At 71.2% G+C, this 12,217-nt stretch carries 15 protein-coding genes and 1 pseudogene; 8 read left to right on the top strand and 8 right to left on the bottom strand.

Translation table 11 applies throughout. The features are described 5' to 3' along the window. Positions 1–100: 100 nt before the first annotated feature. On the bottom strand, positions 101–454 hold the full coding sequence (locus tag ACOTKD_RS02595) for a zinc ribbon domain-containing protein YjdM (protein ID WP_424887163.1): 354 nt from the start codon (positions 452–454) through the stop codon (positions 101–103). Positions 455–616: 162 nt separating this feature from the next. Between ACOTKD_RS02595 and ACOTKD_RS02590 the strand changes: the two genes are divergently transcribed. The 5 genes from ACOTKD_RS02590 to ACOTKD_RS02570 all read left to right on the top strand — a co-directional run bounded on the left by ACOTKD_RS02590 (position 617) and on the right by ACOTKD_RS02570 (position 4,026). Beyond that, complete coding sequence (locus ACOTKD_RS02590; RefSeq protein WP_190025163.1) at positions 617–958, top strand: ArsR/SmtB family transcription factor; 342 nt, start codon at positions 617–619, stop codon at positions 956–958. A gap of 68 nt (positions 959–1,026) precedes the next feature. Continuing rightward, the gene (locus ACOTKD_RS02585) at positions 1,027–2,715 is read left to right on the top strand and encodes a SulP family inorganic anion transporter (protein ID WP_424887374.1); all 1,689 of its coding nucleotides are present in this window, start codon (positions 1,027–1,029) and stop codon (positions 2,713–2,715) included. Next, a complete protein-coding gene (locus ACOTKD_RS02580; RefSeq protein WP_424887162.1) occupies positions 2,712–3,167 on the top strand; it encodes a pyridoxamine 5'-phosphate oxidase family protein in 456 nt (151 codons plus the stop codon). Before ACOTKD_RS02585 ends, ACOTKD_RS02580 begins: the two co-directional genes overlap by 4 nt. Continuing rightward, complete coding sequence (locus tag ACOTKD_RS02575) at positions 3,164–3,583, top strand: ATP-binding protein (protein ID WP_424887161.1); 420 nt, start codon at positions 3,164–3,166, stop codon at positions 3,581–3,583. Before ACOTKD_RS02580 ends, ACOTKD_RS02575 begins: the two co-directional genes overlap by 4 nt. Before the next feature lie 80 nt (positions 3,584–3,663). Then, entirely contained in the window at positions 3,664–4,026 is a 363-nt protein-coding gene (locus tag ACOTKD_RS02570) for an anti-sigma factor antagonist (RefSeq protein WP_424887160.1), read from the top strand. Positions 4,027–4,117: 91 nt separating this feature from the next. Here ACOTKD_RS02570 and ACOTKD_RS02565 read toward each other — a convergent pair whose 3' ends face one another. From ACOTKD_RS02565 to ACOTKD_RS02540, 6 genes and pseudogenes are all read right to left on the bottom strand, one after another. After that, positions 4,118–4,294, bottom strand: coding sequence for a DUF6126 family protein (locus ACOTKD_RS02565; protein ID WP_424887159.1), 177 nt, complete (start codon positions 4,292–4,294; stop codon positions 4,118–4,120). A gap of 47 nt (positions 4,295–4,341) precedes the next feature. Continuing rightward, positions 4,342–4,818, bottom strand: a complete 477-nt coding sequence (locus ACOTKD_RS02560; protein ID WP_424887373.1) for an ATP-binding protein — start codon at positions 4,816–4,818, stop codon at positions 4,342–4,344. A gap of 20 nt (positions 4,819–4,838) precedes the next feature. Continuing rightward, a complete protein-coding gene (locus tag ACOTKD_RS02555; RefSeq protein ID WP_424887158.1) occupies positions 4,839–5,189 on the bottom strand; it encodes an ArsR/SmtB family transcription factor in 351 nt (116 codons plus the stop codon). Continuing rightward, entirely contained in the window at positions 5,189–5,359 is a 171-nt protein-coding gene (locus tag ACOTKD_RS02550; protein WP_424887157.1) for a hypothetical protein, read from the bottom strand. The genes ACOTKD_RS02555 and ACOTKD_RS02550 overlap by 1 nt, the downstream gene beginning before the upstream one ends. Before the next feature lie 135 nt (positions 5,360–5,494). Beyond that, positions 5,495–6,031: pseudogene (locus ACOTKD_RS02545) on the bottom strand (erythromycin esterase family protein); the annotation flags it as partial. Positions 6,032–6,209: 178 nt separating this feature from the next. Continuing rightward, positions 6,210–6,632, bottom strand: coding sequence for a MarR family winged helix-turn-helix transcriptional regulator (locus ACOTKD_RS02540; RefSeq protein WP_424887156.1), 423 nt, complete (start codon positions 6,630–6,632; stop codon positions 6,210–6,212). Between the two features lie 163 nt (positions 6,633–6,795). On the opposite strand from ACOTKD_RS02540, the gene eno reads away from it, so the two are divergent. Both eno and ACOTKD_RS02530 read left to right on the top strand, forming a co-directional pair. Then, positions 6,796–8,103 (top strand): phosphopyruvate hydratase, encoded by a 1,308-nt coding sequence (gene eno / locus ACOTKD_RS02535; RefSeq protein WP_424887155.1) that lies wholly within the window; start codon positions 6,796–6,798, stop codon positions 8,101–8,103. A 172-nt stretch (positions 8,104–8,275) separates the two neighbouring features. After that, complete coding sequence (locus tag ACOTKD_RS02530; RefSeq protein ID WP_424887154.1) at positions 8,276–9,583, top strand: Gfo/Idh/MocA family protein; 1,308 nt, start codon at positions 8,276–8,278, stop codon at positions 9,581–9,583. Here ACOTKD_RS02530 and ACOTKD_RS02525 read toward each other — a convergent pair. Next, positions 9,565–10,365 carry a GNAT family N-acetyltransferase gene (locus ACOTKD_RS02525; protein ID WP_424887153.1) on the bottom strand — a complete coding sequence of 267 codons (801 nt, stop codon included), beginning with the start codon at positions 10,363–10,365 and terminating at the stop codon, positions 9,565–9,567. The genes ACOTKD_RS02530 and ACOTKD_RS02525 overlap by 19 nt on opposite strands. 295 nt (positions 10,366–10,660) lie before the next feature. Between ACOTKD_RS02525 and ACOTKD_RS02520 the strand changes: the two genes are divergently transcribed. Continuing rightward, entirely contained in the window at positions 10,661–12,016 is a 1,356-nt protein-coding gene (locus tag ACOTKD_RS02520) for a hypothetical protein (RefSeq protein WP_424887152.1), read from the top strand. Positions 12,017–12,217 lie beyond the last annotated feature (201 nt).

Raw genomic sequence — 12,217 nt, 5'->3', positions numbered from 1 at the left:
GCGGTGCCCGGCTTCACCAAAATGGCGAGGCCGGGCACCGCGACGGCGGAGCGATCGTGCCGCTGAGCGAGCGTGTCGCCAGGCGTGCTGACGTAGCGGGTCAGGCCTTCTTGACCACGCTGGACTTGAGCTGCATGGCGCCGAACCCGTCGATCTTGCAGTCGATGTCGTGGCCGGCCACACCCTCCACGAGGCGGATGTTGCGCACCTTGGTGCCTGCCTTGATGCCGGTCGGGTGCCCCTTGACCTTCAGGGTCTTGACCACCGTGACGGTGTCGCCGTCGGCGAGCACATTGCCGACCGCGTCCCTGATCACGCCGTCCTCGGCGCTGTCCGCGGACTCGGCGGTCGCGGGCGGCCACTCGTGGCCGCATTCGGGGCAGACCAGGAGCGCACCCATCTCATAGGTGTACGCACTGGAGCATTCGGGGCACGGCGGAAGGTTCTCGGTCACGAGACCACTGTAAGCCTGAACCCGCAAGGATGACGAATTGCAGAAATGTGCAATTCGCTACATGATGGTTTGACTGTGCCTGCAGGTAGCCGCGGGCACAGCACCAGACGCTGCCTCCGCGTACCGCGCAGGAGGCTCGGTGAGGCGAGAGGCTGAGGTTCCGTGCCGGTTCCGCTGTATCAGGCGAAGGCCGAGTTCTTCCGGATGCTGGGGCATCCGGTCCGCATCCGTGCACTGGAGCTGCTCCAGGACGGGCCGATGCCGGTGCGTGATCTGCTGGCGGCGATCGAGATCGAGCCCTCGGCTCTGTCCCAGCAGCTGGCGGTGTTGCGCCGCTCGGGCATCGTGACCTCCACCCGCACCGGCTCCACGGTCGTCTACGAGCTGGCCGGTGGTGACGTGGCCGAGCTGATGTCCGCCGCGCGCCGCATCCTCACCGAGATGCTCAATGGGCAGCACGAGCTGCTGGAGGAGCTGAGGGAAGCCGAGGTCGGTGCCCGGTGAGCTCGCTTGCCGTCCGAGTGGGGGCCCGGGTGCGTTCCGTGCTGCCCACCCGCGCCGACCTGGCGGGCATGGGCCGCAGCCCGCGCCGTGATCTGCTGGCCGGTCTGACCGTGGCGATCGTGGCCCTGCCGCTCGCCCTCGGGTTCGGGGTCTCCTCCGGTCTCGGCGCGGAGGCCGGGCTGGCCACCGCGGTGGTGGCGGGCGCGCTGGCCGCGATATTCGGTGGGTCGAACCTCCAGGTGTCCGGGCCCACGGGCGCCATGACCGTGGTCCTGGTGCCCATCGTCGCCCGGTACGGCCCCGGCGGTGTCCTCACGGTCGGCCTGCTCGCCGGCCTGATGCTGATCGCGCTCGCCCTCGCCCGCGCCGGCCGCTACATGCAGTACGTGCCGGCCCCGGTGGTGGAGGGCTTCACCCTCGGCATCGCCTGCGTGATCGGCTTGCAGCAGGTGCCGAACGCCCTGGGAGTGGCCAAGCCGGAGGGCGACAAGGTCCTCGTCGTGACCTGGCGCGCGGTCGAGGCCTTCGCCGGGGCACCCAACTGGACCGCTGCCGGACTGGCCGCAGCGGTCGCCGCGGTCATGCTGATCGGCGCGCGGTGGCGGCCGGTCATCCCCTTCTCCATCCTCGCGGTGATCGGTGCCACGGTCGTGGCACAGCTGTGCCACCTGGACGCGGCCCGCCCGATCGGGGACCTGCCCGCGGGGCTGCCCGCCCCGTCACTGGCCTTCCTGGACCTCGGAGCACTGGGCTCGCTGCTGGCGCCCGCCGTGGCCGTGGCGGCCCTGGCCGCGCTGGAATCGCTGCTGTCGGCGTCCGTCGCGGACGGCATGACCGTCGGGCAGAAGCACGACCCCGACAAGGAGCTGTTCGGGCAGGGCCTCGCCAACCTGGCCGCCCCGCTGTTCGGCGGCGTCCCGGCCACCGGCGCGATAGCCCGCACCGCCGTCAACGTCCGTACCGGCGCGAGCTCGCGACTGGCGGCCCTCACCCACGCCGCGATCCTCGCCGTCATCGTCTTCGCCGCCGCCCCGCTGGTCTCCCGCATCCCCCTGGCCGCGCTCGCCGGCGTACTGATCGCGACCGCGATCCGCATGGTCGAGGTGGGAAGCCTGCGGGCGATGGCCCGCGCCACGCGCTCCGACGGCCTGGTGCTGATCCTCACGGCGGTCGCCACCGTGGCCCTGGACCTCGTCTACGCCGTCATCATCGGCCTGCTCGTCGCCGGCGCACTCGCCCTGCGGGCCGTGGCCAAGCAGGTCCGCCTGGACCAGGTCTCCTTGAAGGAGGACCTCACCGGCGACCACAGCGCCGAGGAGCACGCGCTGCTCGCCGAGCACATCGTGGCGTACCGCATCGACGGGCCGCTGTTCTTCGCCGCCGCCCACCGCTTCCTGCTGGAGCTCTCGGACGTCGCGGACGTGCGCGTGGTGATCCTGCGCATGTCCCGCGTGACCACCATGGACGCCACCGGCGCCCTCGTCCTGAAGGACGCGGTCACCAAGCTGAACCGGCGCGGCATCACCGTCCTGGCCTCCGGCATACGCTCCGGCCAGCGCCGGGTCCTCGACTCCGTCGGCGCCCTCGGCCTGCTCCGGGCCGCCACCGGCGACGACTACGCCGGCACCCCCGAAGCCATCGCCGCCGCACGAAGCCACCTGCACGGTGCCGGCGTCCTGCCCCCAGCCCCTGCACTCCCGGCCCAGGCGCGCTCGCACGCCTCCGCAGCCGTGTTCACTGAGGAGTCCTCCCGATGACCACTTCTCCCTCGCTCCGCCGCATGTTCGAGGTCTCCGGTGAGGAGGCCTGGTACCTGCTCGGCGGCGTCTCCCAGGGCCGCATCGTCTACGAGCAGCGGGACAACGTCGCGGTACGCCCCGCCTCCCACGTTCTGGAGTACGGCCGGCTGGTCATCCGCACCCCCGCCTCCAGCGCCGCCCTCTTCGGGCGCGTCACCGTCACCTACCACTGCGACTACCTCCACCCCAACACCGGCACCGGCTGGGCGGTGACAGCCGGCGGCCTCGCCGAGGTCATCACCAGCCCGGACGAGGCCGCCCACTACCGCCGCACCCTCCCCGGCTGGGCCCACGGCCCCCACGACACGCTCCTGCGCATCCATCCGCAGACCGTGACCGCCTTCCGTTTCGCCCACGCCACCGACGCTTCCGGGGCCGCCGGCGGGACGAACCGGTCCACGGCTTCATGAAACTGTCCGCTGCCCTGCCGTACCGGTCCGTGCTCGTCTGCCCCACCGTGCCCGCCTCGGTGGCCCTGGCCCGCCGCACCGCCGAGATGACCTACGTCGTCTCCTGGGGCGTCGACCCCGGCCACCAGGCCTTCGGCCCGGCACTGCTCATGCTCAGCGAGCTCGTCACCAACACCGTCCGGCACGCGGCGGCCGTCTCGCCCCAGGTGACCGTCACCTACGCCGCCGGTCCGGCCGCTCTCGCCTTCGGCGTCCACGACCGCCACCCCCACCAGCCCGACCCGGCACGCTTCGGAGCCGGCAGCGGCGGGCTCCGTCTCATCGCCGAGCTGACCGCGGAACTGCGTGGCGGCTGCACGGTGCTGCCGGACGCCGACGGTGGGGGAAAGGCCATGTGGATCTCCCTGCCGATCTGACGCCCATACCGCCGGACAGGATCCGGACGCGGCCGCCGTCGCGGCGGAAGACACATGCGAGGAACGACATGACAAACGACATGACGATCGAATGGCGCTACACCGACTGCCGGCCCCTGGGCATCCTGTCGGTCTCCGGCTACCTCGGGACGCAGGCGACGACACGCTTCGCCGGCGCCATCGGCCAGGTCGCCGACCGGGGCACAGGCCCCGTCATCCTCGACCTGACCGAACTCATCGGCTGGTCGGCCGAAGGCCAGAGCGCCATCGCCGAAGCGGCCCTCCGGCTCGCCGCACACGACCGGCCCCTGGAACTCGCCGCGATCCCCGCCGACGGCTCCCTCGTCCCCGACGCGGACCAGCAGCCGATCCCGGTCCACCCCGACCTGGCCACCGCCCTGGCCGCCCACCAGGTGCGCGGGAGTGCCCCGGCGAACCCGTAGCGGAATCGCGTGCGCGGCCTCACCCGGGTACCCGGAGGGGGCGCGTAGCCGACGACAAGCCGCAGGTGCCGGGGAGTTGCCTTGCGGGCCGTCACTTGCCGGCGTGGCCGCCGATGTAGAACAGCAGCCAGATGAAGCCGGCTATGAGGTGGGTGACGAAGACATAGACCAGGACCCGCAGGGCGACCTGTCTCTCCGCGCCCTTCTCGTTCTTCGAGCCGGAGCCGGAGGCTGCGCGGGAGTGCTGGTCGGCGGTGTCATCGGCCATGACGGAGCTCCATTCCACCGGGGTGCGGTGACCTCCGGTGCGTGATCTCAAAACGCACGGGAACCGGCGTGCCTTCCGTGCGAGCTCAGGTCGCCGGGAACGCAGAAGCGGGCCAGCATCACCTTGCCGCAGCCGTGCATGGCGGGCTCCACACTCAACGTGCCGCCGTAGGCGGCGGCCAGGTCGGCGACGGTCCGGAGACCGTCCCCCACCGCTGCCGGGGACAGATCAGGAAGACGCGGGTCCTGGTCGGCCACGCCGACGACGAGCTGACCGGCCCCGACCGCTATCGTCACATCCGCTGTGGGGGACTGGGCGGCGGCGTGCCGCACGGCATTGGCGACCAGCTCGCTCACCACCAGCAGAACGGCGCCGGCGAAGGCGGAGTCCGGGCGGAGCCCGTACTCCGAAAGCGCCGTCGTCGTGTCACGCCGTGCCTGCCGCACCGCCTCGGGAACCAGCGGAACCGTCAGAATGCGCCGCCATACGGGCGAAGACGCACTCGCGCACGATGCCGCCGACATCATGCGCCTGCGACGCCACGTCACCGCGAAGCCTCCGCCTCGGCGCCACGGAGCTCTTCGAGGAGCTCGTTCTGCCCGCTGAGCATCTCGGTGAGGATGCGGCGAGCGGCCCGCATCAGCTCGGCCACGTCGCCGCCGGCGAGTTCATAGACGACCGTGGAGCCGGTGCGGGTGGAGGTCACGATGCCCGAGCGGCGCAACACCGCCAGCTGCTGGGACAGGCTGGACGGCTCGATCTCGATCGCAGCCAGCAGATCACGCACGGGCTTCGGCCCGTCCTGGAGCAGCTCCAGCACCCGGATGCGGACCGGGTGCCCCAGCATCCGGAAGAACTCGGCCTTCGCCTGATACAGCGGAACCGGCGCCCTCATCACAGCTCGCCCTCCGTGTCCACACCATGCGCCTCGGCGATGCGCAGCGCGTCCTCCAGCTCGTCCTCCGCCACGGCCACCGCGTACGCGTCACCGGCTTCCCTCGCGGCATCGACAGCCGCCCGCGCCCGGCGCACCCGACCTCGTGCCGCCTCTACGAACCCGCCCACCCGGACCTCCACACCCACACATCTTGGCTACTACGACAACTGGTGAATTGAAGAACTCTTCAAGTCTACCCTCTGGATGCCGTGGACTTCCTGTGTTCGATCCGAGGCCGCCCCGGGCCTCACCGCTGATCGCGGCTAGCGCTGCGGCACGTCCTTGACGAACAGGAGCCCGTCGCTTCCGGCCAGGTGGGCCGGGTCGAGCGGGGCGTAGCCGAACCAGGGTGATACGCGGGCCGCGGGCCGTATGCCGGCGAGGGCGGTGGCCAGCCGCGGGGCGTCGATGACGCAGCGGTCCTCCGGGAGCGCGTACAGGAGTCCTTCGACGGTGTCCGGCGGCGGGGTGCCCACTCCCCGGTGCCGGATCGTGCCGAGGGCCGTGGCCACGTGGGCGTACTCCCCGCCGAGCCGGGCGTTCACCAGCGCACCGGCGCCCCACCACTCCACCGGCCCCTGCCACATCTGCATCGTGCTCTTCTCCCGCTGCAGATGGGAGTTGTGGGCGTGGACGAGTGCCGGGCCCCGTTCGGCGATGGAGAGGAGGTTGTCGGCCATCCAGTAGTGGTAGCGCAGCAGGCCGGTCGCGGTGCGTCCGTACAGGCGCGCCCGGTGCCGCCGCCACGTGCCGGTCGCGACCTCCACAGCGGCCGCCATGCGCAGCACTCCCAGATCGTCGCCCTGGCGGCCGATGATCTGCAGCCCGGTGGGGTGCCCCGCGTCCCGGCCGCACCTCATCTTGGTCGACGCCCTCCGCGCGACCGTGCCGGACTGCATGTAAGCAGATGAAGCTGCTGGACTGACGCGTTGCCCGCCGCGGTTCGGCCCGCCGGCAACTGCCGCCGCCTGCCGGGGGCTAGCGTGTGGCGAGCCGCTCCAGCAGGGCGGCGCTCCGTGCCAGCAGAGCCCGTTCCTCGTCCGTGAGTTCGTCCTCGATGGCCTGGGCGAGCCAGCCGGCCCTGCGGCCGCGCTCCGCTTCGAGCGCGGCCCGGCCCGCGTCCGACAGCTCGACCAGCGACTTGCGGCCGTCCGTGGGGTGGGCCCGGCGCGTGATCAGGTTCTGTTCCATGAGCAGCCCCACCGCCCGGGCCATCGACTGGGGGCGTACGCGCTGATCGGCGGCGAGGTCGCTGGTGGTCATGGCGCCGTTGCGGTCGAGCGCACCGAGCACGGCGGCCTGGCCCAGTGGGATGCGGTCCTCGTGTTTGACGCGCCGGATGAGCTTGCCCATCGAGGTGCGCAGTTCGACGGCGATCGCGGCGGCTTCCGAGGTGGGCATAGGGCATTTTAGCCCGTTGGTCAGCAAAGCTGCGCACCTGACCTGTACAGCAATGCTGTACAGCAAAACTGAGCAGCATTGCTGTAGAGTTTGGCGTTGCCGGGCTCAGCGCCAGCGTTGTCGCAGCCGGGGCCATGGCACACGACAACGGGAAGGACCTCCCATGTCCGCAAAGGCAGTCGGAACCGTCAACGCCGCCATCGAGACCGTCACCGCCCGCCGGATCATCGACAGCCGTGGCAACCCCACGGTCGAGGTCGACATCGTCCTGTCGGACGGGTCGCTGGGGCGCGCGGCTGTTCCCTCCGGTGCCTCCACCGGTGCCCGGGAGGCCGTGGAACTGCGGGACGGAGACTCCGCGCGCTGGCACGGCAAGGGCGTCGACCGCGCGGTGGCGCACGTCAACGGGGAGATCGCGGCGTCCGTGCGCGGCCGGGACGCGGCGGACCAAGCGGGTCTCGACGCCGCACTGGTCGCCCTCGACGGCACCGCCACGAAGTCCCGGCTCGGCGCCAACGCGATCCTCGGCGTCTCCCTCGCCGCCGCGAAGGCCGCCGCGGCGGCCCACCGCCGGCCCCTCTACCGCCACCTCGGCGGCGCCGGCGCCCACCTCCTGCCGCTGCCGATGATGAACATCGTCAACGGTGGCGCCCACGCCGACAATCCGCTGGACTTCCAGGAGTTCATGATCGCGCCCGTGGGCGCTGAGACCTTCGCCGAAGCCGTCCGCATGGGCAGCGAGGTCTTCCACACCCTGCGCCGCGGCCTGCTGGCCGCCGGGCACTCCACGGGCGTCGGCGACGAGGGTGGCTTCGCGCCCGCGCTCCGTACCGCCGAGGAGGCGCTCGACTTCGTGATGACCGCCATCGAGCGCACCGGCTACCGCCCCGGCACGGACATCGGCCTGGTCATGGACCCGGCGTCGTCGGAGTTCTTCCGTGACGGGGCGTACGAGTACGCGGGCGAGGGGGTGCGCCGCACCCCCACCGAGCACGCCGACTACCTGGCCGAACTCATCGACGCCTACCCGGTCGTCTCCATCGAGGACCCGATGGCGGAGAACGACCTGGACGGCTGGCGCGAGCTGACCGCCCGCGTCGGCGACCGCTGTCAGCTGACCGGCGACGACGTGTTCTGCACCAACGAGACGCTGCTGCGCGAGGGCATCCGCACCGGCGTCGGCAACTCCGTCCTGGTCAAGGTCAACCAGATCGGGACCCTGACCGAGGCGCTGGCCGCGGTGGCCACGGCCCACCAGGCGGGCTGGACGGCTGTCATGTCGCACCGCTCGGGCGAGACCGAGGACACCACCATCGCGGACCTGGCGGTGGCGACCGGCTGCGGTCAGATCAAGACCGGCTCGCTCTCCCGCTCCGACCGCACGGCGAAGTACAACCAACTGATCCGAATCGAAGAGGAACTGGGCGACTCGGCGCGCTTCGCGGGCCGCTCCGCACTGCGCCGGGCGTGAACAGCAGGCAGAGGCAGAGGCAGAGGCCGTGCGGGCTCCCAGGACGATCGGGGGCCGCTCACCGGTCGCCCCGCGGTGACGGGACGCGCTGCCCGGTTCCCTTCCGGGCGGCGCGTGACCGTCATTGTGGAAACCTCCTTCCCTGAGTGACGGGACTCAATAGGGTTGCGGCATGTCGCCTGTCTCCCTCCTCGTCATCGGCGCCGGCGAACGAGGCACGGGATACGCCAAGTGGGCTCTCCGGCATCCTGACCGGGCGACCGTCATCGGCGTGGCCGAGCCACGAGCCGTACGCCGCGCCCGGCTCGTCGAGGAACACGGCATCGCGCCCGGGAACGCGGTTTCCGACTGGAAGGAGCTCCCCGCCCGCGGCAAGATCGCCGATGCCGTGCTGATCTGCACCCTCGACCGCGCACACGTCGGCCCGACCGAAGCGTTCGCTGCCCTCGGCTACCACATCCTGCTGGAGAAGCCGATGGCACTGGACGAAGAATCCTGCCGACGGGTCGTGACCGCGGTCGAGCAGGCCGGCGTCATGCTCGCCGTGGGCCACGTCCTGCGCTACACCCCCTACACGCAAGCGCTCAAAGCCGTCGTCGACTCCGGACGGCTCGGCGACATCGTCAACGTCCAGCACCTGGAACCGGTCGGCTTCTGGCACCAGGCCCACTCGTTCGTCCGCGGCAACTGGCGCCGTACCGACGTGGCGACGTCCATGCTGATGGCCAAGTCGTGCCACGACTTGGACTGGCTGCAGTACGTCATCGGGCAGCCGCCTCAGCGGCTCTCCAGCTTCGGCCGCCTCTCCCACTTCACCCCGGCCAACCGGCCCGCCGAGGCGGCCGACCGGTGCGTGGAGTGCCCGGTCGCGCACGGCTGTCCGTACTCGGCCACGCACTTCTACGGCGGCATGCTGGGCCGCGGCGAACACCACTGGCCGCTCGGTGTCGTCGTCGACGAATTCACGCCGCGCGCACTCGACGAGGCCCTGCGCACGGGACCCTACGGCCGGTGCGTGTACGCCTGCGACAACGACGTGGTCGACCACCAGGTCGTCGCGATGGAGTTCCCCGGCGGAGCCACCGCCACCTTCACCATGACCGCGTTCAACGAGGCCGCCGACCGCAGGACCCGGATCTTCGGCACCCGCGGCGAGCTGTACGGCGACGGGAAGACCCTGCGGATCTACGACTTCCTGACCCGTACGGAAGCGGATGTCACCCCCTCGCGACAGGGGGATATGACAGCGGCCGGAGGCCACGGCGGCGGAGACGCGGGGCTCATGGACGCCTTCGTCGAGGCCGTCGCAACCGGAGATCCCGCACGGATCAAATCGGGCCCGCGCGACTCCCTCGCCAGCCACATGGCGGTTCTCGCGGCCGAGCGAGCACGCCTGAACGGCACCGTCGAAACGCTCCGGGCTCTACGGCGCGACGGCTGCCCGGCGCCCGAGCCGCCAGGTCAGCCCTTCAGGCTGTAGAAGTGGATCGGAGAGTTCGGCTTGAAGCCGATACGCGGGTACACGGGTGCACCGGCGACCGTGGCGTGCAGCGTGGCGCGGGTCAGCCCGGTGGCCCGGGCGCCCTCGTGCAGGGCCTTGCGCGTGACCGCCTCGCCGTAGCCCCTGCGCTGCCACTCCGGGTCCGTGGCGACGAGCACGACGAACAGCCGGCCCTCCGCTGCGACCGTACCGGCGCATGCCACCGGAACGTCACCGCGCATGCCCAGATAGGCGTGCACGTCACTCTTCCAGAGCGTGGAGCCGGCGAGTCCGTCGCGGCCCTCCTCCAAGGGGAATCCGTAGGCGCGCGAGTTGAGGTCCGCGTAGGACCGCAGGTGCTCATCGGAGGTCACGCGTACGAACGTCAGGTCGGGGTGGACCGGCTCGGGGACGGGGAGCAGGTCTCCGGCCATGCCCGTTCCGGGGAAGGCGTACTGGAGGCCCGCCCGTTCGGCCGCTGCCTCCAGCGCGGAGCGGGCCCCGTCGTCGAGAAGGTCTTCGAAGAGCCACAGGAAACCCGGGTGCTTCTTCGAGCGCATGATGTCCGCTGCCTGGCCCAGACGCCGGCCGAGGAGCTCCGCGTCCGTGCCCACATCGGTCAGGGTGATGCAGTTCCAGAAGGCGAACCGGCAGTCGGCCCAGCGAACCGCGATCCCCGGCAGGTCGCTCACGTCCGCGCCTGCATCGCGGTCGAGCGCCATGGCGCGCCAGACCGTGGCGAGCTGTTCCATTGATTCGACGGACTCCGCGCGATCAGTCACCGTAGCCTCACACATCATTGAGCTGGGAAGGGCGTTCGATCAGGTAGCACACGGCTCCGGCCTACCCGGGCCTGTGGGCCCCTACTCGCGGTGGCGTTCGGTGTGAGGCATTGGGTCATCCGGTGTGGGTGCGCAGGATGATTCCCGCTTCGGCCAGACGTTGGCAAGTTTCCGCCCGTACCCGTCCGGTGTCGTTGACCCCACGGGGCCCTCGCCGGTTGGCTCTGCCCGGTCAACCGAGCGGCAGCAGGCGCGTATCAGCCTGACCAGGGGAGGACTGTTCATCGTGAGACGCATGAACGACAGCACCAGACGGCGGTGGCGGGTATGCGGGGGCGGCATACTGGCGGCCGCCGTCCTGTTGGCGGGTCCGGTGCCACCCGCACAGGCGGCCTCCACCCGGGACGACATCGTCCAGGTGGACCTCGGCCTCGACGGAGCCCAGCCCGACAACTGGTCCGAAGCACGCGGGATCAGCGCCAATGGCAGATACGCCCTCTTCGCTTCCCTGGCGTCCAACCTGGTGCCGGGCGACACCAACCGCCTGTACGACGTCTTCGTCCGGGACCTGCACACCAAGCGCACCGAGCGGATCAGCGTCGCCGATGACGGCTCGCAACTGCAGGGATCCACGAGTGAGGCGGCCATCAGCGGCGACGGCCGGTACGTGGCGTTCAGTTCCGACGCCCCCGACGTCGTGCCGGGGCAGCCGGCTGACGGCACCTGGAAGATTTTCGTCCGGGACCGCAGGACCGGCCGCACCGAGCTGATCAGCTCCGGCACCCGGAACTCCGAGAGCCCCGCCATCAGCGGGGAGGGCCGGTACGTGACGTACACCTCGGAACGGCGTGACATCTACGTCACGGACCGCTGGAAGGGGACCACCCGCCTGGTCACGGCCGGCGCGGACGGCTCCCGCGCCGACGGCGACTCCGCCGACCCGGCGATCAGTGCGGACGGCGCCGTCATCGGATTCCGCTCCCAGGCCACCGACCTGCTTCCCCGCGGCCTCCTTCGCGACCAGGCCTCTGCCGTGCAACCGCGCGAGGCGCATGCCGCGCCGCCGAAGGAGAACACCGCTCCAGCATCCGCACCGGCCCTCGGCGGCGCCAAGCCCCCTCCGTCGCGCCGCACCTTCCCGTTCTACGCGTACGACGCGCGCACCGGTCGCACCCAAGGTGCCGGCGTCGACTCCGCAGGTGTGCTGCGAGACGTGCTCCCGAACCCGACTCTGAGCCCTGACGGGCGGTACGCCATGTTCAGGGTGTTCGAACCCAATGGGACGGAAGAGGGCGGCTCGCACGTCGAGCTCTACGTCCGCGATCTGCGGCAGGGGACGACGACGAAAGCCGGCACCCCGCTGCCCGGCACCCGGACCGTCCACGAGTCGTACCGCGGCAGCATGACGGCCGACAGCCGCTGGGTGATCTTCGGTTCGGACGCCGACAACCTCGTGCCCGGTGACACCAATCAGGCCGCGGACATCTTCCGGCGCGATCTGCGGACCGGCCGGATCGAGCGGATCAGCATGACCGAGGCCGGCCTGGAGAGCCCCTGGTTCCCCAACGCCCTCTCGGTGGACGGCCGTGGCGACACTGCCCTTCTCGGCGTGGGCGGGAAGGTCTTCGCCCGCCGGCTGCCGGCCGCCTGACAGAGCAACGGCCGGCAACGTGCACGGCCGCGCAGGCTTGATCCCCCGAGCCGACGGTGCGCGCTGTTCGCGCCGGACCGGTCCGGCAACAACCGGGTTCCAGGCCGCGGCCGAGGGGTACCTCCCGCCGGAGTGCCCCTCTCCACGCGGCCGTGAGGCGAGTCGGCCGTCGGGCTTCGCACCCCTCCGACCTGCGGGAAC

It is taken from the genome of Streptomyces sp. XH2, from assembly GCF_049725035.1.
In the GTDB taxonomy this organism is placed as follows: domain Bacteria; phylum Actinomycetota; class Actinomycetes; order Streptomycetales; family Streptomycetaceae; genus Streptomyces; species Streptomyces roseoverticillatus.
This window is presented reverse-complemented; position numbering and strand designations above follow the sequence as displayed.

What these genes read in the sequence shown, in the direction of transcription:
- ACOTKD_RS02520 (WP_424887152.1), top strand. Translation starts at nt 10,661, where the DNA reads ATGAACGACAGCACCAGACGGCGGTGGCGGGTATGCGGGGGCGGCATA.
- ACOTKD_RS02565 (WP_424887159.1), bottom strand. Translation starts at nt 4,294, where the DNA reads ATGGCCGATGACACCGCCGACCAGCACTCCCGCGCAGCCTCCGGCTCC.
- ACOTKD_RS02570 (WP_424887160.1), top strand. Translation starts at nt 3,664, where the DNA reads ATGACGATCGAATGGCGCTACACCGACTGCCGGCCCCTGGGCATCCTG.
- ACOTKD_RS02560 (WP_424887373.1), bottom strand. Translation starts at nt 4,818, where the DNA reads ATGTCGGCGGCATCGTGCGCGAGTGCGTCTTCGCCCGTATGGCGGCGC.
- ACOTKD_RS02585 (WP_424887374.1), top strand. Translation starts at nt 1,027, where the DNA reads ATGGGCCGCAGCCCGCGCCGTGATCTGCTGGCCGGTCTGACCGTGGCG.
- ACOTKD_RS02555 (WP_424887158.1), bottom strand. Translation starts at nt 5,189, where the DNA reads ATGAGGGCGCCGGTTCCGCTGTATCAGGCGAAGGCCGAGTTCTTCCGG.
- eno (WP_424887155.1), top strand. Translation starts at nt 6,796, where the DNA reads ATGTCCGCAAAGGCAGTCGGAACCGTCAACGCCGCCATCGAGACCGTC.
- ACOTKD_RS02580 (WP_424887162.1), top strand. Translation starts at nt 2,712, where the DNA reads ATGACCACTTCTCCCTCGCTCCGCCGCATGTTCGAGGTCTCCGGTGAG.
- ACOTKD_RS02575 (WP_424887161.1), top strand. Translation starts at nt 3,164, where the DNA reads ATGAAACTGTCCGCTGCCCTGCCGTACCGGTCCGTGCTCGTCTGCCCC.
- ACOTKD_RS02530 (WP_424887154.1), top strand. Translation starts at nt 8,276, where the DNA reads ATGTCGCCTGTCTCCCTCCTCGTCATCGGCGCCGGCGAACGAGGCACG.
- ACOTKD_RS02540 (WP_424887156.1), bottom strand. Translation starts at nt 6,632, where the DNA reads ATGCCCACCTCGGAAGCCGCCGCGATCGCCGTCGAACTGCGCACCTCG.